This is a genomic window from Natronoarchaeum mannanilyticum (assembly GCF_039522665.1).
Taxonomy (GTDB): Archaea; Halobacteriota; Halobacteria; order Halobacteriales; family Natronoarchaeaceae; genus Natronoarchaeum; species Natronoarchaeum mannanilyticum.
The window spans coordinates 92,389-116,528 of sequence record NZ_BAAADV010000002.1; the positions used below are offsets into that span (position 1 = coordinate 92,389).

Consider the following 24,140-nt stretch of genomic DNA (forward strand, 5'->3'; position numbering starts at 1 on the left):
CCTACTCGACGCTGACGGGACCGTCCTCCTCGGCGCCGGGCGTCCACTCGATCTCGAACTCGACGCTGAGCTCCTCGCTGCTCCCGCCGGTCTCCCGCTCGGCCTTGATCTCGAACTCCGGTCGCTCCGAGGGGTCGAGTTCGATCGACTGCTCGCCGGCCGAGAGGCTGATCGACTCGCCGGCGTCGAGCTTGTCGGCGACGGCGCGCAGCGTCTCGGCGATCTCTGTGCGGGACTGGGCGCGCTCGGACTTGAACAGCACTTCTTCTGGCATACTTGCACCTACGTGCCGAATCGGTATAAGCCGGTGGGCTACGGTCCGACGCGGGCCCGGGTCGTGGCTACCGTCCGTGGTCAGCTGATCCGGCGTGTGACCGTTGAGAACCGATAGATTCCGTCCGAGACGATATCTTTATTTTCCGACGTTCCAACCACACTGGTAGTTGTCCAATGTACGACCTGACAGGCTTCCAGCGAGACCTCCTGTACGTCGTGGCCGGGCTGGACGATCCCCACGGGCTCGCGATCAAGGAGGAACTCGAAGAGTACTACGAGAAGGAGATCCACCACGGGCGCCTGTATCCGAATCTCGACACGCTCGTCGAGAAGGGGCTCGTCGAGAAAGGCGAGCGCGACAGGCGCACCAACGAGTACACGCTGACGCGCCGCGGCCGACGGGAGCTCGAAGCCAGGATCGAGTGGGAGACGGGCTACGCGTCGACGTGATCGCCCGGGCGTGACCGGCGGCGATTCATCATCCCCGACTCGACCGCTCGCCTGTCAGTCCTCTGGATCCGTCAGCGGGATAGCTCAGGCGTCGACCCGCGTTCTGCAACGGCTTTAAGGTCGATATTCTCGTATCCTCACCGGTGTTCGAATCCGCCGTCGCCGAGCTGTCGGTCGCTCTCGCCGACGCCGCGTCGTCGCCAGCGGTCGCCGAGGCGGCGGCGTCGACGCCCCAGCTTCTCCAGACCGGGCCGATGGGCGACGACGCGCTCGACAGCACGGTGGCGCGGATCGCGCTCGCCGCGGCGCTGGGCATGTTTCTCGGCCTCGAACGGGAGTGGTCCCAGAAGACGGCGGGGATCCGGACGTTCTCGCTGATCAGCCTGCTCGGGGCGGTGTTCGTCGTGCTCGACCGGGAGACGCTGCTGGTCGTCGGCGGCCTGCTCGTCGTCGTTCAGGGGGTCCTGCTGGCCGTCCAGGGGCTGCTCGCCGACCGCGAGGAGGACGAGGGACTGAGCCTGACGACCTCGACGTCGATGCTGGTCGCCTACGGCGTCGGCGCGCTGGTCGCCGCGGAGTTCGTCATCGAGGGCGTCACCGTCGCGGTGCTGTCCTCGCTGCTGCTCGTCCTGAAGCGGGAGCTCCACGACATCGCCTGGGGGCTCTCCCGCGAGGAGCTTCGCTCGGCCAGCGAGTTCGCCATCCTCGCGTTCGTGATCTACCCGCTGTTGCCGTCCGAGCCCGTCGAACTCGACGTGCTGGGCACGCCCGTACCGATCGAGGCCCGCGTCGCCTGGCTGATGGTGGTGATGGTCGCCGGAATCGGCATCGTCAACTACGCCGTCGTGATGAACTACGGCGGGCGCGGCATCGCCGTCACGGGCTTTTTCGGCGGGCTGGCGTCCTCGGCGGCGGTCGTCGGGACGATGATCGACCACGTTCGCCAGCGCCCCGAGGCCGGCGCCTACGCGATCGCCGCGATCCTGCTCGCCAACGCCGCGATGGCCCTCAGAAATCTCGGCATCGCGCTGGTGTTCACCCTGGGCGGCGGGCGCGTTCTCTACGGCGCGCTGGTCCCGTTGGGTGCGATCGTCCTCGGTTCGGTGGCGATCGCGGTCTACGCCGCCGACTGGTCCGAGCAGGTCGAGATGGAACTCGTCGATCCCTTCTCGCTCCGCAACGCGCTCGGGTTCGGGCTCGTGTTCCTCGCCGTTCTCGTCCTCGGTTCGCTCGCGGAGATCCACCTCGGGCGGCTCGGCTTCTACGCGACCGCCGCGGCGACCGGGCTCGTCTCCAGCGCCGGCGCGACGGCGTCGGCGGTGATGCTCTACCGGGTGGGCGATCTGGACGCCGGCACCGCGGTCGTCGCCATCCTGCTGGCGACCGCTTCGAGCGTCCTCGTGAAGGTCGCGCTCGCGGGGCTCGGCCCCGATCGGAACTTCGCCTACCGGGTCGCCGGCTGGAGCGGACTGCTGTTGCTCGGCGCCGGCGCGGCCACCGCGGCGGTGACGATCTGATCGACGCGGCGACGTCGGCGCCGGACTCGCTCGCGTCGCCGTCGACCGACGGCTGCCGCCGCGCAGGCGACGACCGAAGCACTCGGGTATTTTACCGGTTCGGCCCCTCACTTCGAACATGGACAGAGCGACGGCCGTCCCCGAGGTCGATGCCATCCCCGGCGAGCGCGCCGAACGGTGGGTGAAACACCACCACGAGCACGCGGCGCCCAGCACGTACGTCTACGAGTTCGTCTGGGACGTCACCGAGAAGGCGGTCGGCCCCTTCTGTACGGACGTCGACGGCAACGTCCTGCTGGATTTCACCAGCCACGTCGCGGCGTCGCCGCTCGGGTACAACAACCCGAAGATCGCCAATCGAATCGACGCGTTCGACCTGCCCGATCCGACGAAGATCGCCGGCCAGGACTTCTACGTCAGCGGCGGCTGGCCCCCGGAGGACCCCGAGTTCCCCGGCCCGACCCAGCTCATGGACCGGCTCGCGGACGCCTGCGAGCAGTACAACCTCGATCGCGTTTTTCTCTCGAACTCCGGCGCCGAAGCCGTCGAGAACGCGATCAAGATCTGTTACGCGGCGGGCGGCCACCGCGCGATCACGTTCGACGGCGCGTTCCACGGTCGGACGCTCGGCGCGCTCTCGCTGAACCGCTCGAAGGCCAAGCACCGCAAGGGGTTCCCCGAGATCCCGGGCGTCGTCAGTCTCCCCTACTGCGCCTGCGACGGCGAGTGCACCTGCGGCTGGAAAACCGACGGTCCCGGCGGCAACGCCTTAGCGGACCGCCTCCACCCCCAGCGCGGCGTGATCGATCCCGAGGAACTCGCGTTCGTGATCCTCGAACCGATCCAGGGCGAAGGCGGCTATCGCATTCCGAACGAGGAGTTTCTGTCTGATCTGGCGACCGTTCGCGAGAAGTACGACGTAGCGATCGTCGCCGACGAGATCCAGTCGGGGCTCGGCCGCACCGGCGAGTTCTGGGCGGTCGATCACACCGATCTGACGCCCGACGTCATCGCCAGCGCGAAGGGACTCCGCGTCGGCGCCACGATCGGTCGCTCCGATCTCTTCCCCGAGGAGACCGGCCGGCTCTCCTCGACGTGGGGTGCGGGCGACGTGCTCGCGGCGCTCCAGGGCGTCCTGACGATCGACGCGATCCGCGAGCACGACCTGCAGGACAACGCCGTCCGCCGGGGCGCGCAGTTCCACGAGCTGCTGGCCGACGCGGAACTCCCCGGCGTCGTCGACGTGCGCGGCCGCGGGCTGATGCTCGCCGTCGAGTTCGACACCGCGGACCGGCGCGAAGCCGTTCTTCGGCAGGCGCTCGAGCGCGGGCTGCTCACGCTGGGCTGTGGCCACTCGACCTTGCGCGTGCTGCCGCCGCTGGACGTCACCGAGCGCGAGCTGCGGCTGGGCGTCGAACTGCTGGTCGAGTCGATCCGGGCGACAGCCTGACCTCTGGCGTCCGCCGAGCGTTCTACCCTTCTCAGTCGTCTTCGACCAGGCAGTACGCGTGACCCGGAGCTTCCATGACGGTTTCCTCGTCGTCGTCGTAATAGCCCGAGACGACAGCGCGCTCCGCGTAGTAGATCCGCCCGTCGACCGGCACCGCCGCGCTGGTGACTCGTCCCCTGTTTTCGACTCGCCAACAGCGACCGCCGGTTTCTTTGTCGAGTGCGTATAGGTGCGAGTCGTACGATCCCGCGAGCACCGTCCCCGCGGTGACCGTGAGCCCGCCGATGACGCGTCCGCCCACGTCGGTCGCCCACAGCTCTTCGCCCGTGTCGGCATCGAGCGCGAAAACGTTCCCGCTATCGCTTCCCGTATAGACGACGTTTTGTTCGGGGTCGACCGCCGGATTCGCCATGCTCACGTCACCGGTGTCGAACGACCACTCTTCGGTCCCATCTTCAAGATCGAGGCAGTAGATCCGGGAGTCCCAGGAACAGACGTATCCGTACCCGTCGTGCGCGGCGACGGTACCCTTGATCTGCGCGCCGAGGTTGAATGCGCCGTCACCTTTCGTCTCACCCGTCGGACCGCCGGGCGGTCCGGCCTGGAACTTCCATTCGAATTCGAGCGACGGAAACGCCCAGCAGTAGACGGCTCCGTCGTTCGAGCCGGCGAGGATCCGGCCTGCGTCGAGATCGATCGTCGGCGACGGATGGGGCTGTCCCCACATCCGGTCTGATTTCCAGGTCGGTTCGCCGGTTTCCGCGTCGAACGCCCACAGCGCTCCGCGCGAAGGGTTCCAGAACTCCGAGATGGCGTACAGTGTTCCATCGTAGTATGCGGCGCTCGATCCGATCGCCGTCGCCCCGTCGAGTTCCTCGGACGGCGTGTGCCAGACCATCTCTCCGGACGGCACGTCGAAGGCGTACATATCGCCGTCGTACCCCCCGAGATACGCCGTTTCGTCCACGACGGTCGGTGACGCGTGGAATCCGTTGTTCGTCGCGCCGGTCTGGACCGTCCACTGCAGCTTTCCGTTCGGCGACCGTGCGTCGACCCGACCCTTGTCGCCCGCGATTATGATAGTCTCGCCGTCCGGCGTGGGGACCGGACTCGACTTTGCGGCCGTATGCCCGTCGAAGTTGATCGGGAACTCCCAGTTGACGGTCGGGGACTCGGGAACCGTCTCGTCGGGGTAGTAGCCGAGTCTGTGAAGCCCCCGCTGGAACATCGTCACGTCGTCTCTCGGGTGAGTTGCGTACTCGGAGACCGACGCTGCGGGCTCGGCGGCCGTACATTCGCGATCCGTTCCGTCGGATGGGCCGTCGAGAACTCCCGTACACCCCGCGATCCCGGCGGTCCCGGCGACGCCGGCGCTCCGCAGTATCTGCCGACGGGAGCAGGATACACCGTCGTCGTCGGGCGTCGTCGCTTGTTCTGGAGGGCGCATCTGCTGTGGATTCCGATGTATGCGAGGCGCAAAAACGTCACGGTGTCCGCGTCGCGGTGATCCGGCGTACTGGCGTCTCGACCGGAACCGGATTGCGAGACCAGCAGCTATCCGGTATCGTGTATCAAAAAATGGGATCCGCCCGATGCGGAAAGGGATCAGCCGCGAGGGCTGATTAGTTATTCGCGCTTCCGGAGCGCGAGCATCGCGGCGCCGATCAGCGACAGCATGGCGACGGCGATGCCGAAGCCGGGCTGACCGTCGCTGGAGTCGCCACCGTTATCGGTGCCGTTGTCGGTGCCGTTGTCGGTGCCGTTGTCGGTGCCGTTGTCGGTGCCGTTGTCGGTGCCGTTGTCGGTGCCGTTGTCGGTGCCGTTGTCGGTGCCGTTGTCGGTGCCGTTGTCGGTACCGTTGTCGGTGCCGTTGTCCTCGCCCTTCTGCTCCGTGACGTTCAGCGTCGCGGAGGCGGAGGCGTCGTCAACGGAAACCTCGAGGGTGTGGTCGCCCGTCTCGAGGTCGGTGGAGTCGATGTTGTAGGTGAGCGTCGTGGTGTCGTCGGCGCTGAGGTTGCCAGTGGACTGCGTGCCAACCTCGTCGCCAGCGAGCGTCAGCGGGACGCTGGTGTCGAGACCGCCGGCGCCGGCGGTAACCTCGACATCAACTTCGACGCTGCTGTTCTTCACGACCTTGTAGGTGTCCTGACCGAAGGAGACCTGGGTCTCGGCTTCGGGCGGGGCGTCAGCTTCTACGAGCGTCGAGGTGATCTCGACGTTGTTGTTCTCGAAGCTGTTATCCTCTGCGTAGAGGCTGAACTCCGTACCGGCTTCCTCGTTCGAGAGGTCGAAGGAAGCGGTGAACGTGTTACCATCCTCGCCGGCCATCACGGTCGGCGTGTCTCGCTCGACGAATCCGCTCGATCCGCCGGTGCGGGCACGCGTGTCGATCGTGCTGCCGGGCGCGATGTTGGTCGTACCGGTTGCGCTCGCGTCCTCAGAGGCCGCGACTTCCGACGCGCTGTCGGACCAGTCGATGCTGCGCTCTTCGAGACTGAACGAACCCGAGATGGACTCGAGGTCGTCGTCCCAGTTATTGACGAAGTTGTTGTTGGCGCCGATCTCGATCGTGGTGTCGAGCGAGGAGCCGGTCGGCAGCGCTGCGCCGTGCTCGGACTCCATCAGGATGGTGAACGAACCGTTCTGCTGGTCGGCGTTCACGACGGTGCCCTGAAGCTCGCCCTGGTAGTCAGCGTCGCCATCGTCCGGGAAGGTCGCCCAGAGGTTCGTCGCGTCGGGGCGGTTCGGACCGGAGACGTCCTCCGTGACCTTGATCTGCATGCCGGGGACGCCGTTGGCGGCGGAGCCGATGTCGTCACCCTCTTCGACGAAGCCGTAGACGCTCTCTGCCTCGACGTTGACGAGCAGCTCATCGCCCTCTGCGATGGTGCTCGTCTCGGTGAGCGTCGCGTCTTCGAGATCGTCAGCGTTGTCGACGGCGTTCTGCGGTGCCGTCCACGTGCTCATCGTCGCATCGTTGAACGACGTGCGCTGATTCAGGTTCAGGAACGAGACGTCCTGCTCGTAGTCGGTGGAGTAGTCGTTACCGTTGTCACCGTACTGGTCGGCGATGCTCAGCTCGTAGCCGGCGTTACCGAGTGCGCCGGGCACGTCCTGAACCGTGTTCTCGACGTTCACGTTGGCGTCACTTTCGGTGACCTCCCACGTGACGTCGTAGGTGTTGAGCGTGACCGTAACGTCCTCGTTATCACCGACCTCGCCGAGGTTGGAGACGCGGAGGTGCTGCTCGTAGTTGACATCGTCCTCGTCACCGACCTTCACGTAGACGTCATTCTCGACGCCCTGCGCGTTGAAGGTGAACGAGACTTCGTTGCCAACCTGGCCCTCGAAGCTGTCCTGCGTGAAGGTGATGTCAGCGTCGACCGGCTCGACGACTTCGACCGAAGCGCTGGACGACGCGTCCGCGTCGGCCACGTTCACGTCGAAGGAGTAGTTGCCGGTGCTCTGGTCGCTGAAGTCACCAGTGATGCTGGAGCTGCCAGCGACGACGACGTAGCCATCTTCTTCAGTACCGCCGAAGATGGACGAGAGCGTGCTCGCGTCGAGCGCGTTTCCGTTGGCGTCCTCACCCGAGATCTCGACGTCGAAGTTCTGCACGTCGCGGTTGTCGCTCGTCAGGTCGAGGTTGACCGACGAGTCCGACTCAACCGTGTCGGAGGCGAAGCTGGCGTCGAAGTCCTGCTGTTCGACCCAGAACGAACCGTAGGGACCACCATTAGCTTCGATGTAGTGCGGTCCCGAGTAATCCTTCATGTTGACCGTGACGTGACCGTCACCGTCAGCACGGATGTACTCGACACGTTCCGAGTTCGCCGTGTCGTCCGCGAGACCTTCGCGAAGCTCAACGGTCTCATCGGCGTCGAAACCGTCGATCGTCACTGTCTGTCCTTGATAGAACGTTTCACCGTCTAGATTCGTGTTGTCGGCATCTCCGTGATTCGCAGCTGCAGTCCCCACCAGCGCGGCGGAGCCAGCAACCACAGAGAGTACCATCATCGCTGCCAGGAACACTGCGCGTCCCTTTTCACGATATGACTTGTTGTCTGTCATGGTTGTTGTTGTAATCAGTTGTCTGTCGATCAGACGGCGACACCAACTTTCGCACGCGACCGGAAGTCGTTCCGGACGGTGATACTCGATGCTGCCACCATGGGTAGGGGTACAGTACGAAGGTTACGCTGTCGTTATAAATGCTTTGTGGTGAGACTAGGGCGTTGTTATCTGTTCTCATGCGACGTTACAGGTCTCCTTTCCGACGGGTAGGGTCAGCCGAGGCCCCCGATCGGTCTCCGATTCGTACTTGAACCGATCGAGGTCCTAACGCCGTATATCCCGGAAAGTACAACTTACTGATCCGAACGATGTCGTCCGGCAATCGGTTACGGCGGGGCCCAAGTATCCTCGCCGGCTACTATCCGATAGTTCAAGCCCGCCGCAGCGTCACGACGAACGCCGCCCCGCCGAGGTCGCTATCCTCAACGTGAACCGTCCCGCCGTATCGCCCGGCGAGTTCGGCGACGAGGTAGAGGCCGACGCCGGTGCCGGGGCTTTCGATGCCCTTCTCGCCGCGCCCGAAGATCGACTCTCGGCGGTCCTCTGGAATGCCGGGGCCGTCGTCGGCGACGGTCACGGTCACCTCGTCGGTTCCGACGCCGACGTCGACTTCGACGGTCGGCACCGCCGAATCGTTGTGGAGCACGGCGTTGTTCAGGAGATTCGAGAACAACGAGCTCAGGAGATCGTCCGCGCGGACGCGCACGTCGCCCGGCACGTCGTCGAGGCGGAACTCGACGGGCTGGTGCTCGCGGTCGTGTTTGGCCTCGGCTTTTCGAACTTCGGCGTCCAGCACCGGCGCCAGCGCGATCGCTCGCAGGTCGGGGTCGTCGTCCTCCATCGCGGCCACCACGTCGGCCGCCGTGCGGGTGAGCTCGGTGATGTGATCGGTCGTCTGCACGATCTGGTCGAGGAACTCGCGACCCTCCTCGTCGACGTGGTCGTCGAGCAGCTCGGCCCACCCGGCCACGAGCGTCACGTCGTTGCGGATGTCGTGACGGACGAGCTGGTTGAGGAAGGCGAGCGTGTCCCGTTCGGCTTCGAGCTCTTCGGCGCGCGACTCGGCGGCGAGCTCGGCCAGCTTGCGCTGGGTGATGTCCGCGTGCGCGACGACCGCGAACGCGTCGCCGTCGCGCTCGAACCGGCTCACGCGCGCGGTGAACCATCGCCGTTCGGTGGGTGAGTGGCAGGGGTACTCCTGGATGAACTGGTCGCGTTCGCCGGCCAGGACCGCCTCGATCGCATCTGCGACGGCGATCGCGATCTCGTCGTCCGAGTCCGAACGACAGACCGAGATGTAGTTCGCGCCGACCGAGTCCCCGCAGAGATCGTTCTCGTCGGCGAACGTCTCCCAGGACTCGTTCGTCTGGACGATCACGCCGTCGGCGTCGAGCACGGCGACGCTGAGCGGGAGCGTGTTCAGCGCGGCGTGCCCGAGCGCTTCGGCGTCGTCTCGGCCGGCGACCATACTACGGGATGGGTCGGGAACATCAAAACGGCGTCGGTGAGGCGACCGGCGGATACTCGTCACCGGCGGCCGAAAGTCGCTTCGCTGACCTGTCAGTACGAGGCCGTTACTATCATATAACGCCAACGTAACCATCGACTGTTCGATGTCACACCGCGCCGTGTCGAGTCGGACAGCGGAAGGCGGTTCCGACGATGCGGCCCGCCCTACGGCGTCCCGTCGTTCGCTGCTCGGTGCGATCGCCGGCGCGACGGCGTTTCCGTTCTCGGTTGGTTCACTGGCGCACGCGCACGCGAACCCCGACGCCGACCGCGACGGAGACGGACTTCCCGACGGCGGCGAGGCCGACGGGTCCCTCGAACGAGCGTTCGCGGACACGTTCGGCGAGCAGTTCGAAGGGCTGGATCCCGAGCGGCGGGACCTCCTGATCGACGTCCGCTACGTCGAGGGAACCGACGTCTCCTCGGGAACGAAGGCGTCGATCGAGCGACTGTTCCGCCGCCAAGGAATCTACGCTCAGTGGCTCGATTACCCCGACCGATACGACAGGGAGGCCTTCGAGCGGCGCTACGGGTCGAACGCGCGGGCGCTCCTGTGGGGCGGCGAGAGCTTCTATCGAACCGAGGTCGAGCGCCTGTTCCGGGACGCCGCGATCCAGTTGATCGTCGTGCCGGGCCGCGCGCACCCGGACTACTCGGGGCTCGTGTACAGCCCCGTGACGGACGCGCTCGGGGGCGGCGAGGACGGCAACGTCAACGGGTTCAGCGTGGGCAACCGCGCGGTGGTCGCCGACCGTGACGATCCTCGCGAGGAACGACGGCTCGTCCTCCACGAGCTCGCCCATCTCGGGCTCTGTCACGCCGACGATCCGGACAACCGGGGCGTGATGGGATCGGGCGACCGGATCGACCTGACCGACCGCGAGTGGGAGCTGCTCCGGCGGCGCGTCGACAACGTCCGGGACAGCTCCGGCTACGACGTCCTCTTCAGGCCGTGTCTCCGCGAGCAGTGGTTGGATGACTGACAGAATGACCCCGCTGTGCGGATCTGCCCGGGTCAGGACTCGATCTTTTCGACGATCCGTTTCGCCTCGTCGCGCGCGTCGTCCTCGTCGTGGTCCGCCGGTATCAGCACCGACTGGACGAGCCAATCGTCGTCGCCCTCCTCCTTGCCGGTCCTGACCTCGCTGCCCTCCGCGACGGAGCCGGCGGGCTCCTCGGCCCAGTCCGGCGTCCGGATCTCGTCGAACTGGTCCGGGTCGCGGAAGCGCACGTGCACGTAATCGTCGTCGGTTTCGACGGATTCGACGTCCGGTGTCTCTCCCATGTGCGCGACCACCACGAACGGGAAGAAATAGTTCGGGGCCGTCGCCGGGGAGCACTATCGCCCGGTCGATACGTCCGTACTGCCACACTCGGGACAGCGCGTCATCGTCCCGACCGAGACGACCTCGATCGTCTCCCACTCGTCGCCCCCCGACGGCGCCTCGAAGCCACAGCTCCAGCAGTGCGATCGCGTCGCGGACTGGTGCGTTTCGGCCATGCGTGTGGGTACCATCGGACGCTCCTTAAGTTTCACACGAGTCCTCGCGACCGCTCCGACGCGTCGGCGACCGCCGCGAGACGTTGAAGTCGGTCGAAGCCGTACGACGATCGAGCGATGACGGTCTCCGTGCACGTCGACGACAGAGAGCCCTCGTCGGTCGTCGAGGCGGTCCGGGAGCATCCGGACGTCTCTGACGTCGACGTCCGGCGGCTCGCAGCAGCTGACGTCGTCGTCGGATCGGTCGGCGTCGAGCGCAAGACCCTCCGGGACTACGTGAACGGCGTCGCCGCGCAGTCCGGGCCGGACGTCGAACGTCAGGTCGAGGCGATGAGTGAGGCGTTCGACCACGCCTACCTCCTGCTGGAGGGAGATCTCGCGGACGTCGACGCGCTGCCGACCGGCGTCTCGTCGGCGGCGATCCGCGGGTCGATGGCGTCGATCACCGCCCGTCGCGGCGTACCGGTGATCCCCTGTTCGACGCTGCCCATACTCGTCGACGTTGCAGTGCGACTCGGCAGGAAACACACCGAAGATCCCTCGCGGCGACCGGTATCGCCCGGGGCGGTGACGAGCAGAAGCGAACCCACGGCGAAGCGGATGTACGCCTGCATCGAGGGGATCGGGCCGGCGATCGCGACGGCGCTGTACGACGCCTATCCGAGCGTGGAGGCGCTCCTGGCGGCCGACCCCGTCGAGCTCGCTCGGATCGACGGGATCGGCGAGCAGCGCGCCCAGCGGATCCACGACGCGCTCCGCGGGATCGAGTGATGGCGCCGCGCCGTCCGGCGCGCCCGCCGCTGATTAACTCTATTACGAATTACCGTACATTAATAAGCGATGCGCTCGCAACTTCACGTGATGCCCGAGATCACAGTGTCCGACTCGCTGTACCAACAGATCGAGGACGCCGCCGACGGCGGCGAGGTGGAAGACGCGATGTGGGAGATGGTGTACCTGCTCCAGCGCACGAACGACCCGACGTAGCGGCGATCGCGGAACGCGAATGGGGCGCACGTATGACGCGTACCGAACGATTTGATTTTTGAGCCGGTCCGTCCGGGGGAGAAGCCGATGGTCAGTCAGCACTGCGGCCGGCGTGGACACGGCATCCGGCGTGGATACGGGACCCGGCGCCACGACCGCTGCGCGGGCTGACCCAGCTGCGGCTGCGGGCTGTAGTCGTCGTCCGAAAAAACGCGAGAGCGCGGGCGCTCAGTACTGCTGGCGGCCGTGCTGACGTTCCCCTCTCATCTGACCCCCCTGCGATTGACCTCCACGGGACTGGCCGCCCTGCTGCGTCGGCTGTCCCGTCTGCTGCCCGCCCCGCCTTCCGCCGCCCGTCTGCTGCCCGCCCCGCCTTCCGCCGCCCGTCTGCTGCCCGCCCCGCCTTCCGCCGCCCGTCTGCTGCCCGCCCTGCTCCGGCGGGATGCCCTGGGACTGCTCGACCGCGGGCGGCATCTCTTGAGAGGACTGCTGCTGGCGCTGTTCGGTCGACTGGTGGAGCCGCTCTTCGAGCTGGTGCATCAACTGGGGCTCGCCGAACGCCTCGATCAGCTGCCACGTCGAGTCGAGCGCGCGCCGGACGGCGTCGGCCGTCTCCTGGCAGTGCGCCATCCGGTGTTGCTCGATTACGTCGAGCCCGTCATCGGCGACCGCCGCGAACAGCAGCGCGGCCTCCAGCCCGTAGATCGAGTCGCGGGTGATCATCCCGACGTTGAGGTCCGCGAGCTCCCCCAGATCCTGGCACACGCGGATGCAGTCGGCCATCCCCGCCCCCTCGTCGACCATCTTGTCGACGCACCAGCGCGTCGTCCGCGAGACCTCCTCGAAGTCGTGGAGCGCGACCCGGAGTTCGCTGGTGAGGTCCTCGTCGAGCTCCTGGCCGGTCTGGGGGACGAGCTGTTGGGGGCTCTCGTGGAACTGTTCGCCCTGTCCCTGCATCTGTCCCCCGCTTCGGCGAGGCTGCTCGCCTTGCATCTGGCCGCCCCGCTGTCCCGTCTGTTGGCCTGTGCCTCGCGACCGTCCTGCCGGTGGCTGTTGCTGACTCATAATGTATCGTCGGCGGGAACGCCGCCGCGCACTGGATGGTCCCACGGGTGCGGTGATAAACGGTCGTCACCGTTTCGGCTCGTTCGAACGCCGCAACGGGGGGTTACGACGAGTAAGTTTTCCGGGGCTGTCAGGTCGGCCGCGGCGAACGCGTCGCCCGGCCGTTCGCAGGCGTCGGGATTACTCGCCGACCCCGGCGTCGATCGCCGCCTCGGCCCGGCGGAGCAGTTCTCGAATCGGTCGCCCGGTTTCGGCGGCGACCGCCGCCGCGTCGTCGTACTCCGCACTGACATCGTACACCGCACCGTCGGCGTCGCTGGCGATCTTCACCGCGATTTCGAACTCGTCTCCGTCGACCTCGATCCGCGCGGTCTCGAACGAGCGATCGGCGATCCAACGGTGGCTGGCCCCGCCCTGTCGGACGCCGAGCGTCCCGGTCTCCTCGGCCAGCCGCCGGGCGACGCGCTCGGCGTCCTCGGGCTTGGCGATCACCTTCACGAGGTGGCCCGGCCGGGACTTCTTCATCGTCGTGGGCACGATCGTCACGTCGCGCGCGCCCGCCTCCGCGAGCGTCTCTTGGAGCCCGCCCAGCACCTCGGGCGCGACGTCGTCGACGTTCGTCTCCAGCACCGCGATGTCGTCCCGCCGAAGTTCGCCCTCCCGCTCGCCGACCAGCGCCCGGAGCACGTTCGGTCGCTCCTCCAGTTCCAGATCGCCGGCGCCGTAGCCCGACGCCGCGACGTCGATGTCGGGGAGCTGCGCCCGTCCCTCGGCGACGTGCGCGAGGATCGCCGCGCCCGTCGGCGTCAGCAGTTCGGCGTCGACCGGGCCGCCCCGGAGCGACCAGTCGGCTCGCTCCGCGATCTCGACGACCGCCGGCGCCGGGACGGGGTACTCGCCGTGGCTCATTTCGACGGTGCCGCCGCCGGCCGACACCGGCGTCGTGACGACCCGGTCGACGTCGAGGTCGTCGAGCAACAGCGCCGTCCCCACGACGTCGGCGATCGCGTCGTCGGCGCCGACCTCGTGGAAGTGCGTCTCGGAGAGATCGGTGCCGTGGACCGACGCCTCGGCCTCGCCGAGCAGCCGGAAGATGGCTTTCGCGTCGTCCTCGGCCGATTCGGGGAGGTCCATTCCCTCGACGATGTCGATCACCTCCGGGAACGTCCGGTTCGGGCCGGCGCCCTCGGCGTGGCTGTGGTCGTGCGAGTGGCCGTCGGCGTCGTGACCGTGATCGTGCGTGTGGTCGTGATCGTGCGAGTGCTCGTCGGCGTCGTGCGAGTGTTCGTGTGAATGGTCGTCGGCGTCGTGGCTGTGACTCTGAGAGTGGTCGTCCGAGTGAGCGTCGGCGTCGTCCCCGCCTGACTCGCCGGCGAGCACGACGTCGACCGCCGTCGCGGCGATGCCGGCCCGCGTCCGCTCGGAGACGACGTACTCGACGTCGAGCGCCGCCTCGACGGGAGCGAGCGCGTCGCGGTCGGCGCCGGCCGCCAGCAGCGCGGCCAGCAGCATGTCGCCGCTGGCGCCGGTCCGGCCGTCGAAAGCGAGAAGTCGCATACCGCTACTCCGGCGGGCGAAGCCGAAAAACCATCGGGATCCGTCGAAGGCGGGCGCGGCCGAACAGCTGCTTCCGGTTACGAACGAGGTTCGTGGTGCCTCGTCCGTTAGCCATATGTGTCCGGGTCACGGAGTTTCGCGTGCTAACGTGTGACACTAAACGGGACGCCGATCGACGACGACCTCCGACTAACAAAAGACATATCGGAACCGGTCCCGGACAGTCGAACATCCCCGCAGGCACTTAATCATGAATGAAGTTCAACTCGAAGTCGCGAAGGCCTACCCCAACGACTCGGGCCGCGGCATCGCACGCCTCGACCCGGACACGCTGCTGCATTTGAAGCTGAGTCCGGGCGACATCATCGAGATCGAGGGCGCCGACACCACCGCCGCCAAGGTGTGGCGCGCCGACCGACAGGACTGGAACACCGACACCGTCCGCATCGACGGGTTCACCCGACAGAACGCCGACGTGGGGATCGGCGAACGGGTGTCGATCCGGAAAGCCGAGGCGAAGAAGGCCGATTCGCTGGTGCTGGCGCCGCCCGAGGAGGCCAGCGTCCAGTTCGGCTCCGACGCCGCCGGCATGGTGAAACGCCAGATCCTCAAGCGGCCGGTCGTCGAGCGCGACATCGTGCCCGTGATGAGTAGCACGAACCACCCGTTCATGCGCTCGCCCGGGCAGGCGATCCCGCTGATCGCCGTCGAGACCGAGCCGGAGGGGGTGGTGCTCGTCACCGAGGACACCGACGTCGAGCTCCGCGAGGAGCCCATCTCCGGGTTCGAGAAGACCGGCGGCGGCATCACCTACGAGGACATCGGCGGCCTCCAGAGCGAGATCCAGCGGGTCCGCGAGATGGTCGAGCTGCCGATGAAACACCCCCAGATCTTCAAGAAGCTGGGGATCGAGCCGCCACAGGGCGTGCTGCTCCACGGCCCGCCCGGCACGGGGAAGACGCTGCTCGCGAAGGCCGTCGCCAACGAGACCTCCGCGAGCTTCTTCTCGATCGCCGGCCCGGAGATCATATCGAAGTACTACGGGGAGTCCGAACAGCAGTTACGCGAGATCTTCGAGGACGCCACCGAGGAGTCGCCGTCGATCATCTTCATCGACGAGCTCGACTCGATCGCGCCCAAGCGCGAGGACGTGACGGGTGAGGTCGAGCGCCGCGTCGTCGCCCAGCTGCTGACGATGATGGACGGGCTCGAATCCCGGGGTCAGGTCATCGTCATCGCGGCGACCAACCGCGTCGACTCGGTCGACCCCGCGCTGCGGCGCCCCGGCCGGTTCGACCGCGAGATCGAGATCGGCGTCCCCGACGAGACGGGTCGCGAGGAGATCCTCCAGATCCACACCCGCGGGATGCCGCTGTCCGACGACGTGAACCTCGGCCACCTGGCCGACGAGACCCACGGGTTCGTCGGCGCCGACATCGAGAGCCTCACGAAGGAGGCCGCGATGAAGGCGCTGCGGCGGTACCTCCCCGAGATCGACCTCGACGAGGAGGACATCCCGCCGAGCTTGATCGACCGGATGATCGTCAAGCGGGAGGACTTCCGCGGCGCGCTCAACGAAGTCGAACCTTCCGCGATGCGGGAAGTGCTCGTCGAGCTGCCAAAGATCTCCTGGGACGACGTCGGCGGCCTCGAAGACGCCCAACAGCAGATTCAAGAGAGCGTCGAGTGGCCGATGTCCAGCCCCGAGAAGTTCGAGCGGATGGGCGTCAACCCGCCCAAGGGCGTCCTGCTGTACGGCCCGCCCGGCACGGGGAAGACGCTGATGGCGAAGGCCGTCGCCAACGAGACCAACGCCAACTTCATCAGCGTGCGCGGCCCGCAGCTGCTCAGCAAGTGGGTCGGCGAGTCCGAGAAGGCGATCCGCCAGACGTTCCGCAAGGCGAGGCAGGTCGCCCCGACGGTGATCTTCTTCGACGAGCTCGACTCGCTGGCGCCCTCGCGGAGCCAGGAGATGGGCTCGAACGTCTCCGAGCGCGTCGTCAACCAGTTGCTGACCGAGCTCGACGGGCTCGAAGAGATGGAGGACGTCATGGTGATCGGCGCGACGAACCGGCCGGACATGATCGATCCGGCGCTGATCCGCTCGGGCCGGTTCGACCGCCTCGTGATGGTCGGCCAGCCCGACGTGGAGGGCCGCGAGCAGATCCTCAAGATCCACACGGACGACACCCCGCTGTCGCCGGACGTGAGCCTGCGCGAGCTCGCCGAGATCACCGACGGCTACGTCGGCAGCGACCTCGAGTCGATCTCCCGGGAGGCCGCCATCGAGGCGCTCCGCGAGGACGACGACGCCGAGAACGTCGACATGCGCCACTTCCGGCAGGCCCTGGAGGACGTCCGGCCGACGATCACCGACGAGATCCTCGACTACTACGAGCAGATGGAAGAGGAGTTCAAGGGCGGCGGGAGCGGCGAGGCCGGCCGTAAGGGCGGCGGCCGCATCGGCTTCCAGTAACGCGCTCGCGGGAAACCACTCACGGCGTCGTCTGCCGCCGGCGTCGTTTCGACGCCGTTCTCGTGGCGGCAGATCCTGATTTTGCGCCGGAGTTCGGCACTGGACGCCGATTCGACAGCGGCGTCGCCGTCCGACGAGTGGTCTCTCGGGCCGGGGGAGTTATGTCGGAACGGCGAGTACGACACCCGCATGGTCACGGCCTCCTACGTCCTCGCGGGCGCGGCGATGTTCGTCCTGGGGGCGGTGTTCACGCGGCTCGGGGGAAGCAACGACACGGAAGAGCTGTACCTGCAGGTGCTCGAGTACGGGTTCGCGATCGCCTTTCTCACCATCGGCGGCGGACTCGTGGTTATCAGCGTTCTGTGAAAATATCAACATACGTATAAACTGGCGGGGGCGTGTGAAAAATTCTCGGTCGAGAGTAAAATCAGCGGGTCGAGTAACCTGACAAACGAATCGATTTATCAGGGGTGGATGTGTAGGCTTCACCTAGGTAAACGACTGTGACGGGTTCCGAAACGGATGCGCAGAGCGGTTCGCTGGGGCGAGACGACGCGGCGTCGATCCCGCTCCGCGTCGCGCCGATGCTCATGCTGGGCCTGAGCATCCTGGTGCTCGTCATCCTGTACGTGACGACCACGTAACAGGACCCGCCCAGGACTGAACGACGACATCATGACAACGACACAGACGAGGACCGGGGAACCGCCGAGCGTATCGCTGGAGATCGCATCGTGGACGCTGTCAGCGCGTGTGTGGGTGTGGTCGGCGGTGCTGACCGGCGTCGTCGCGGCGATGGTCGGCGTCGTCGGCTGGTTCCACTGGGACGCCCCGTTCGCGCCGACGGTCGTCGAGACCGTCACGACGCCGACCGGCGTTCTGGCGGCGTTCCTGAGCGGCCGCGCGCTGGCGTTCGTCCACTGCCAGCGCAAGCGCGACCGGGCGATGGCCGCGGGGACGAAAACGCTGAGCTCGGACGTCTCGCTCGCGTCGGTCGTAACCGTCGCGTCGTACACGATCGTCGGCCTGATCGCGACCGGCATCGCGATGCCGTTCCTCTACGAGGTGTCGGGCTCGTTTTTCTACCTCGCCGCGGGGATCGCCGTCGTGGCGACGCCGATCGGCTTCCTGCTGTTGCTGTACCAGCTGACCGAACTGATCGCTGCGGACCGCTACCGGCGGGGCTTCCGGGTGATGCCGGCGGCGTGGTTCTACGTCGCGTCGCTGCCCTGGATCGTGCTCGCGTGGCTGTTCCTGACCGAGCGGACCGCGCTGTACCCGCCGATCCCGCCGGCGGTCCGCAACTCGACGCCGCTGATCTGGGGCGAGTATCTCACGCTCGACGCGTGGGAGGTCGCGTACGCCGGGCTCTGCGCGCCGACGGCGCTGGCCTTCGTCTACACCGTTCGGCGCCAGTTCGAAGCGGCGTTCCGCCGTATCTTCGGTCTTTGAGGGCGTCTCGCACTCGATTCCGGTCGGGCCGGTAATATTATGGTATTCTATCGCCTGTGTCCGACAACTTACCGATGGCACAAGCATCTGAGGACGAGACGGGAGACTTCTCCGTTCAGCTCTCCGACATGACCCCGGAGCAGCTCGCCGCGGTGTCGATCTTCGGCGCGCTGCTGACCGGCGGCCTGTTCAGCATGATCGGGCTGCAACTGAACGTGACGCGTTACCAAGCGGCGATCGCGATCACGGCGCTGTTGCTCGTGATGATGATCGGCGCCGTGTTCGCGGTCATGCGTGCGATGGTGATCAGCGCGGAGAAGGACGGCGACAACCCGCTCGACGCCCTGACGAACCCGCTCTTCGTGGTCCTCTTTCTGTTCGTCTCGATCGCCGTGACCGTCTTCATCGGCATCTACACCTGGTTGTTCTGAGCGCCCGTCCTGCCGAGCCGGTAGTTCCTACGCGCCCCGACCGACAAGCTCCGGCAGCGCCCGCAGGTCCTCGACCTCGTGGGTCGCCGGCGTCGACAGCTCCGCGTCCCGGCAGTGCGAGCGCCGGACGAACGCCGAGTCGATGCCCGCGCGCTCGGCGGCGACAACGTCCGTCGGGCTGTCGCCGACGTACAGCGGATTCTCCACGCCCATGCGACCGCGGGCGGTCTCGATCATATCCGGTTCGGGCTTCTTGCGGCGGAGCCCGTTCAGCGTCGGCGGCCGGCCGATGCAGACCTCGGCGCCGAGATCGTAGTAGTCGACGACGTACGCGACGAGTTCGGCCTGGTTGTTGCTGACGACGCCGACCGGCACGTCCAGCGCGTCCAGCGCGTCGACGTCGTCGAACGTCGGTTTGCGTCCAGCGCGGATCTCGGCCTGCTGGGCGAGCGCGGCGTTGCGGTCGCGCCGGCGCCAGAACGCCGCCGGGTCGAAGCCGTAGGACTGACAGACCGCTTCCAGATCGTCGATCGTGAGGTGGTGCAGCGCCTCGACGTCCTCGCGGGGCGGATCGGCGACGCCGAACTCCCCGAACGTCGTCTCGATGGCGCGTTCGAGCACCGACAGCTCGGTGAGGTAGGTCAGCACGCCGTCGTTGTCGAAGATGACCGAGTCGTACATGGCGGTAGCTACCGGCCGTTTTCGTCGGTGCCACTTAGCTTGGCCAGAAATCGGCGTCCGAAACGGGGGTCGATCGGTCGCAGTCGCGTCCGGTCAGGTCGACCGCGACAGCGCGGGCACCAGCCCGTCGGCGGCGTCCCGCAGCGTCCACCAGGCCGCCGCGAGCGCGAGGCCGCCGATCAGCCCGCCGGCCAGCGCGAGCCGGGGCTGAGCAGAGGCGTCGAGGACGAGCCGACCCTGGAGGAGCAGGGCCGCCAGCAGCGCCGCGGCGCCGAACGACGTCGCCGCGACGCGCCGCGATTCGCCCTCCGCCCTGGTCCAGACGCCGAGCGCGAGCAGCACGGCGAAGGCCGCCAGCCCGATCGCGTAGTAGCCAATGTGGACCGGGAGCGAGCCGGAGATCAGGACGAACGGCGTCGCGACGACGACGACCGGAACGAGCGCGAGCGCGGCCAGCGCGGCCGACCGCCGCGGCGCCGCGAGGTGGGACTGGAGCGAGAAAGCGGTCGCGACCACCAGCAGCGCGAAGATCGCGACCCCGAACAGGAAGTGCGCCGTCAGGATCACGACCTGGTACTGGATGACCGTCAGTCCGCCGAGGATGATCTGGGTCGGCAGCAGCGCGAGCGCGCCGGTCGTCGCCCAGCGCACTCCTTTCGAGCGACCCCGGCGCCACGCCGCGACGGTCTGGCCGAACACGAGGAAGCCGACGATCATCGCCACGAGCCGGTGGAACCACTCGATGAAGCTCGGCCAGTTGGCCGGGAACAGCCCCAGATAGCCGTCGCAGAAGGGCCATCGGCCGGCGCAGGTCAGCCCCGCGCCGGCGACCGCTGTGTAGATGCCCAGCAGCAGGAGGCCGAAGGTGAGGGCGGTCGTCGCCGCCGCGAACTGGTGGAACGAGATCCAGCCGTCGCCCGTGTCGGATGCAGCGGACGCCATACTAGACGAAACTCGGGACCTCGCGCACTTAGCTCTGACCAAAGCGCCTCGCGCCGTCAAACGTCGGGATCGTGGCGGGAACCGTAGCACGGCCGCCTCGCTGACGTGCATCGACCGGTCGACACGTTTCGCCGAGGTCCGGAGCGTTGAAGACCCTCGTCGGGGTGGGGTTTGGTATGCGAGAACAGCGTCTCGACGCCTACCTCGACGAGCACGATCTGGAGTCGGTGTGGTTCGCGCGCCCGAGCGGATTCGCGTGGCTCACCGGCGGGAACAACGTCGTCGACCGCGCGGGCGACGTCGGCGTCGCCGCGGCCGGCTACGACGGGTCGGACGTGACGGTCGTGACGAACAACATCGAAGCGCCGCGCCTGCGCGACGAGGAACTGGCCGACGACGTCGCCGTCGAGTCGTTCGACTGGCACGCCGACGGGCTGGCCGACGCCGTCGCCGAGCGGGCCGCCGAGCCCGCCGCGGCGGACTTCGACGTGCCCGGCTTCGAGGACCTCGACGTCCGGAAGCTGCGCCAGCCCATGACCGACGACGACGTCGAGGCTTACCGGACGCTCGGGCGCGAGGCGGCCGCCGCCGTCGAGTCGGTCGCCCGCGAGCTCCGCCCCGGCGACACCGAGCAGGAGACCGCCGCCGCGCTCCGGGTCGCGCTGTCGGCCCGCGGCATCGAGTCGCCTGTCGCGCTGGTCGGCGGCTCCGAGCGCGCCCAGAAGTACCGCCACTACACGCCTCAACCCGTGGAACTGGGCGACTACGCGCTGCTCTCGGTCACCGCCGAGAAGGCCGGGCTCCACGCATCGGTGACCCGCGCGGTCGCGTTCGACGCTCCCGACTGGCTCGAAGAGCGCCACGAGGCCGCGACGGCCGTCGAAACGCAGGCGCTCGCGGCGACCCAAGCAGTCGGACAGGAGGGCGGCACCGCGAGCGACGTGTTCACGGCGGTCCAGGACGCCTACGCGGCGGTCGGCCACGAGGGCGAGTGGCGCGAGCACCACCAGGGCGGCGCCGCCGGGTTCGCCGGCCGAGAGTGGATCGCGACGCCTGATCACGACGCACCCGTCCACCTGCCGATGGCGTACGCGTGGAACCCGACGGTGCAGGGCGCCAAAAGCGAGGACACCGTACTTGTCACCGAGGACGGGTTCGAGGTGCTGACGACGACCGGCGACTGGCCGACGCGGTCGGCGTCGGCGCCGGACTACGACATCGAGATCGATCGGCCGTCGATCCTGCACTCCGAGTAGCACGCCGGCGAGCCGTCGCGGAGCGACCGAGTTCGACGATCGTCGAATGTCGCGGTCGGTGGTCTTTTTATCTATTCGCGGTGACGTTCTCTCCCATGGGACTGGACGAGGACTCTCTGGAGTATCATCGGGAGGAGCCGCCGGGGAAGATCGAGATCTCGACGACCAAGCCGACGAACACGCAGCGCGACCTGAGCCTGGCGTACTCGCCGGGCGTCGCGGCGCCGTGCCGCGAAATCGACGAAGATCCCGAGAAAGCCTACAGCTACACCGCCAAGGGGAACATGGTCGGCGTCGTCTCGAACGGGTCGGCCGTGCTGGGGCTGGGCGACATCGGCGCGCAAGCGTCCAAGCCAGTCATGGAGGGGAAGGGCGTGTTGTTCAAGCGGTTCGCGGACATCGACGTGTTCGACCTGGAGTTCGACCACGACGACCCCGACGCGTTCGTCGAGTCGATCGCCGCGATGGAGCCGACGTTCGGGGGGATCAACCTGGAGGACATCAGCGCGCCCGATTGCTTCGTCATCGAGGAGGCGCTCCGCGAGCGCATGGACGTCCCCGTCTTTCACGACGACCAGCACGGCACCGCGATCATCAGCGGCGCCGCGCTGCTCAACGCCGCGGAAATCGCCGAGAAGGATCTCTCCGACCTGAAGATCGTGTTCTCGGGTGCGGGCGCCAGCGCCATCGCGACCGCCCGGTTCTACGTCTCGCTGGGGGCCAAAAAGGAGAACATCCTGATGTGTGACTCCTCGGGGATCATCACCGAGGACCGCGCCCAGCACGGCGACGTCAACGAGTACAAGCGGGAGTTCGCCCGCGACGTGCCGGAGGGCGACCTCGCCGAGGCGATGGAGGGCGCGGACGTGTTCGTCGGCCTCTCGATCGGCGGGCTCGTCGACGAGGAGATGATCCGCTCGATGGCGGCCGATCCGATCGTGTTCGCGATGGCCAACCCCGACCCCGAGATCGGCTACGAGGAAGCCAAGCACGCCCGCGACGACACCGTGATCATGGCGACGGGGCGCTCTGACTACCCGAACCAGGTCAACAACGTGCTGGGCTTTCCGTTCATCTTCCGCGGCGCGCTCGACGTGCGCGCCAGCGAGATCAACGAGGACATGAAAGTCGCCGCCGCGGAGGCGCTGGCCGAGCTGGCGCGCCAGGACGTGCCCGACGCCGTCGTCAAGGCCTACGGCGACCAGCCGCTGCAGTTCGGCCCCGAGTACATCATCCCGAAGCCGCTCGATCCGCGCGTGCTGTTCGAGGTCGCGCCCGCCGTCGCGCAGGCGGCGATGGACAGCGGCGCCGCGCGCGCCGAACTCGACACCGAGGAGTACGTCGAGCGCCTGGAAGCTCGGCTCGGCAAGTCTCGCGAGATGATGCGCGTCGTGCTCAACAAGGCCAAAAGCGACCCCAGGCGCCTGGCGCTCGCGGAAGGCGGCGACGAGAAGATCATCCGCGCGGCCTACCAGATCGAAGAGCAGGGGATCGCCGACCCGGTACTGATCGGCGACGAGGCCGAGATCGCCGACACCGCCGCCGACCTCGGGCTGGACTTCTCCCCGGAGGTGGTCGATCCGACCGGCGACAACTACGAGGCCTACGCCGAGCGGCTCTACGAGCGCCGCCAGCGCAAGGGGATCACCCGCAGCGAGGCCGGCGAGCTGATCCACGACAGCAACTACTTCGCCTCGGTGATGGTCGAATCCGGCGACGCCGACGCGATGCTCACGGGACTAACTCACCACTACCCCTCGGCGCTGCGCCCGCCCTTACAGGTGATCGGCACCGCCGAGGACGCCGACTACGCCGCCGGCGTCTACATGCTCACGTTCAAGAACCGCGTGCTGTTCATCGCGGACGCGACGGTCAACCAGAACCCCGACGAGGACGTTCTGGAGGAGGTGACCCGTCACACCGCCGAGCTGGCCCGGCGCTTCAACATCGAACCCCGCGCGGCGTTGCTGTCGTACTCGAACTTCGGTTCGGTGAACAACGAGGCCACTCGAAAGGTCCAGCGCGCCGCGGAGACGCTTCGCGAGGATCCCGCGGTCGACTTCCCGGTCGACGGGGAGATGCAGGCCGACACGGCCGTCGTAGAGGATCTGTTACAGGGAACCTACGAGTTCTCGGAACTCGAGGAGCCAGCGAACGTGCTCGTGTTCCCGAACCTCGAAGCGGGCAACATCAGCTACAAGCTGCTTCAGCGTCTCGGCGGCGCCGAGGCCATCGGTCCGATGCTGGTCGGGATGGACAAGCCGGTCCACGTCCTCCAGCGCGACGACGAGGTCAAGGACATCGTGAACATGGCGGGCGTCGCCGTCGTGGACGCCCAGCAGGAGTAGCACCGCGGGCGGTCGGAGGGGGGAGAACCGTGGGTTGTACGACCATACGGCGGCGAAGCCGCCGTTTCGCTCCGAGCGACCGGAGTGAGCGAGGAGATTTTTTGGCCGAGCTTTTTGGCCCGAGCGGTTCGCTCGCGCAGCGAGCGAACCCGAGGGCGAAAAAGGTCG

At 67.3% G+C, this 24,140-nt stretch carries 23 protein-coding genes and 1 pseudogene; 13 read left to right on the forward strand and 11 right to left on the reverse strand.

All coding sequences use genetic code 11. The annotated features are described in order from the left end of the window. Window position 1 precedes the first annotated feature (1 nt). Window positions 2-274 carry an amphi-Trp domain-containing protein gene (locus tag ABDZ81_RS08175; protein ID WP_343773468.1) on the reverse strand — a complete coding sequence of 91 codons (273 nt, stop codon included), beginning with the start codon at window positions 272-274 and terminating at the stop codon, window positions 2-4. Between the two features lie 176 nt (window positions 275-450). Between ABDZ81_RS08175 and ABDZ81_RS08180 the strand changes: the two genes are divergently transcribed. From ABDZ81_RS08180 to ABDZ81_RS08190, 3 genes are all read left to right on the forward strand, one after another. Then, entirely contained in the window at window positions 451-726 is a 276-nt protein-coding gene (locus ABDZ81_RS08180) for a PadR family transcriptional regulator (RefSeq protein ID WP_343773469.1), read from the forward strand. A gap of 254 nt (window positions 727-980) precedes the next feature. Further along, the gene (locus tag ABDZ81_RS08185; protein ID WP_343773507.1) at window positions 981-2,243 is read left to right on the forward strand and encodes an MgtC/SapB family protein; all 1,263 of its coding nucleotides are present in this window, start codon (window positions 981-983) and stop codon (window positions 2,241-2,243) included. A gap of 118 nt (window positions 2,244-2,361) precedes the next feature. Next, a complete protein-coding gene (locus tag ABDZ81_RS08190; RefSeq protein ID WP_343773470.1) occupies window positions 2,362-3,693 on the forward strand; it encodes an aminotransferase class III-fold pyridoxal phosphate-dependent enzyme in 1,332 nt (443 codons plus the stop codon). Window positions 3,694-3,724: 31 nt separating this feature from the next. Here the strand turns inward: ABDZ81_RS08190 and ABDZ81_RS08195 are convergent, their stop codons facing one another. From ABDZ81_RS08195 to ABDZ81_RS08205, 4 genes and pseudogenes are all read right to left on the reverse strand, one after another. Further along, window positions 3,725-5,140, reverse strand: a complete 1,416-nt coding sequence (locus ABDZ81_RS08195; protein WP_343773471.1) for an outer membrane protein assembly factor BamB family protein — start codon at window positions 5,138-5,140, stop codon at window positions 3,725-3,727. A gap of 179 nt (window positions 5,141-5,319) precedes the next feature. After that, on the reverse strand, window positions 5,320-7,593 hold the full coding sequence (locus ABDZ81_RS08200) for a BGTF surface domain-containing protein (RefSeq protein ID WP_343773472.1): 2,274 nt from the start codon (window positions 7,591-7,593) through the stop codon (window positions 5,320-5,322). Between the two features lie 69 nt (window positions 7,594-7,662). Beyond that, a pseudogene (locus tag ABDZ81_RS18150) lies at window positions 7,663-7,764 on the reverse strand (surface glycoprotein); the annotation flags it as partial. Window positions 7,765-8,137: 373 nt separating this feature from the next. Next, a complete protein-coding gene (locus ABDZ81_RS08205) occupies window positions 8,138-9,235 on the reverse strand; it encodes a sensor histidine kinase (RefSeq protein WP_343773473.1) in 1,098 nt (365 codons plus the stop codon). Between the two features lie 145 nt (window positions 9,236-9,380). Between ABDZ81_RS08205 and ABDZ81_RS08210 the strand changes: the two genes are divergently transcribed. Then, the gene (locus tag ABDZ81_RS08210) at window positions 9,381-10,259 is read left to right on the forward strand and encodes a hypothetical protein (protein WP_343773474.1); all 879 of its coding nucleotides are present in this window, start codon (window positions 9,381-9,383) and stop codon (window positions 10,257-10,259) included. Between the two features lie 32 nt (window positions 10,260-10,291). On the opposite strand, the gene ABDZ81_RS08215 is transcribed toward ABDZ81_RS08210, so the two are convergent. Further along, window positions 10,292-10,561, reverse strand: coding sequence for a hypothetical protein (locus ABDZ81_RS08215; RefSeq protein WP_343773475.1), 270 nt, complete (start codon window positions 10,559-10,561; stop codon window positions 10,292-10,294). Between the two features lie 54 nt (window positions 10,562-10,615). Next, on the reverse strand, window positions 10,616-10,777 hold the full coding sequence (locus ABDZ81_RS08220; protein ID WP_343773476.1) for a hypothetical protein: 162 nt from the start codon (window positions 10,775-10,777) through the stop codon (window positions 10,616-10,618). Between the two features lie 117 nt (window positions 10,778-10,894). Between ABDZ81_RS08220 and ABDZ81_RS08225 the strand changes: the two genes are divergently transcribed. Together ABDZ81_RS08225 and ABDZ81_RS08230 are read left to right on the forward strand one after the other, a co-directional pair. Further along, complete coding sequence (locus tag ABDZ81_RS08225; RefSeq protein WP_343773477.1) at window positions 10,895-11,548, forward strand: helix-hairpin-helix domain-containing protein; 654 nt, start codon at window positions 10,895-10,897, stop codon at window positions 11,546-11,548. A gap of 90 nt (window positions 11,549-11,638) precedes the next feature. Next, window positions 11,639-11,764 carry a phosphohydrolase gene (locus ABDZ81_RS08230; protein WP_343773478.1) on the forward strand — a complete coding sequence of 42 codons (126 nt, stop codon included), beginning with the start codon at window positions 11,639-11,641 and terminating at the stop codon, window positions 11,762-11,764. Window positions 11,765-11,992: 228 nt separating this feature from the next. Here the strand turns inward: ABDZ81_RS08230 and ABDZ81_RS08235 are convergent, their stop codons facing one another. Both ABDZ81_RS08235 and larC read right to left on the reverse strand, forming a co-directional pair. Next, complete coding sequence (locus ABDZ81_RS08235) at window positions 11,993-12,721, reverse strand: four-helix bundle copper-binding protein (protein ID WP_343773479.1); 729 nt, start codon at window positions 12,719-12,721, stop codon at window positions 11,993-11,995. A 288-nt stretch (window positions 12,722-13,009) separates the two neighbouring features. After that, complete coding sequence (larC, locus tag ABDZ81_RS08240) at window positions 13,010-14,386, reverse strand: nickel pincer cofactor biosynthesis protein LarC (RefSeq protein WP_343773480.1); 1,377 nt, start codon at window positions 14,384-14,386, stop codon at window positions 13,010-13,012. A 250-nt stretch (window positions 14,387-14,636) separates the two neighbouring features. Between larC and ABDZ81_RS08245 the strand changes: the two genes are divergently transcribed. From ABDZ81_RS08245 to ABDZ81_RS08265, 5 genes are all read left to right on the forward strand, one after another. Then, the gene (locus tag ABDZ81_RS08245; protein WP_343773481.1) at window positions 14,637-16,862 is read left to right on the forward strand and encodes a CDC48 family AAA ATPase; all 2,226 of its coding nucleotides are present in this window, start codon (window positions 14,637-14,639) and stop codon (window positions 16,860-16,862) included. A 189-nt stretch (window positions 16,863-17,051) separates the two neighbouring features. After that, window positions 17,052-17,228 carry a hypothetical protein gene (locus ABDZ81_RS08250; RefSeq protein ID WP_343773482.1) on the forward strand — a complete coding sequence of 59 codons (177 nt, stop codon included), beginning with the start codon at window positions 17,052-17,054 and terminating at the stop codon, window positions 17,226-17,228. Window positions 17,229-17,365: 137 nt separating this feature from the next. Beyond that, window positions 17,366-17,506, forward strand: coding sequence for a hypothetical protein (locus ABDZ81_RS08255; protein WP_343773483.1), 141 nt, complete (start codon window positions 17,366-17,368; stop codon window positions 17,504-17,506). A gap of 31 nt (window positions 17,507-17,537) precedes the next feature. Beyond that, the gene (locus tag ABDZ81_RS08260; protein WP_343773484.1) at window positions 17,538-18,314 is read left to right on the forward strand and encodes a hypothetical protein; all 777 of its coding nucleotides are present in this window, start codon (window positions 17,538-17,540) and stop codon (window positions 18,312-18,314) included. A 74-nt stretch (window positions 18,315-18,388) separates the two neighbouring features. Next, window positions 18,389-18,745: a hypothetical protein gene (locus ABDZ81_RS08265; protein ID WP_343773485.1), complete on the forward strand. Its 357-nt coding sequence runs from the start codon at window positions 18,389-18,391 to the stop codon at window positions 18,743-18,745. A 27-nt stretch (window positions 18,746-18,772) separates the two neighbouring features. Here ABDZ81_RS08265 and ABDZ81_RS08270 read toward each other — a convergent pair whose 3' ends face one another. Continuing rightward, window positions 18,773-19,426: an HAD family hydrolase gene (locus ABDZ81_RS08270; protein WP_343773486.1), complete on the reverse strand. Its 654-nt coding sequence runs from the start codon at window positions 19,424-19,426 to the stop codon at window positions 18,773-18,775. A 93-nt stretch (window positions 19,427-19,519) separates the two neighbouring features. Next, the gene (locus ABDZ81_RS08275; protein WP_343773487.1) at window positions 19,520-20,368 is read right to left on the reverse strand and encodes a COX15/CtaA family protein; all 849 of its coding nucleotides are present in this window, start codon (window positions 20,366-20,368) and stop codon (window positions 19,520-19,522) included. 176 nt (window positions 20,369-20,544) lie between these two features. On the opposite strand from ABDZ81_RS08275, the gene ABDZ81_RS08280 reads away from it, so the two are divergent. Beyond that, window positions 20,545-21,624, forward strand: coding sequence for a M24 family metallopeptidase (locus ABDZ81_RS08280; RefSeq protein ID WP_343773488.1), 1,080 nt, complete (start codon window positions 20,545-20,547; stop codon window positions 21,622-21,624). Window positions 21,625-21,719: 95 nt separating this feature from the next. Beyond that, the gene (locus ABDZ81_RS08285; protein WP_343773489.1) at window positions 21,720-23,972 is read left to right on the forward strand and encodes an NADP-dependent malic enzyme; all 2,253 of its coding nucleotides are present in this window, start codon (window positions 21,720-21,722) and stop codon (window positions 23,970-23,972) included. Window positions 23,973-24,140 lie beyond the last annotated feature (168 nt).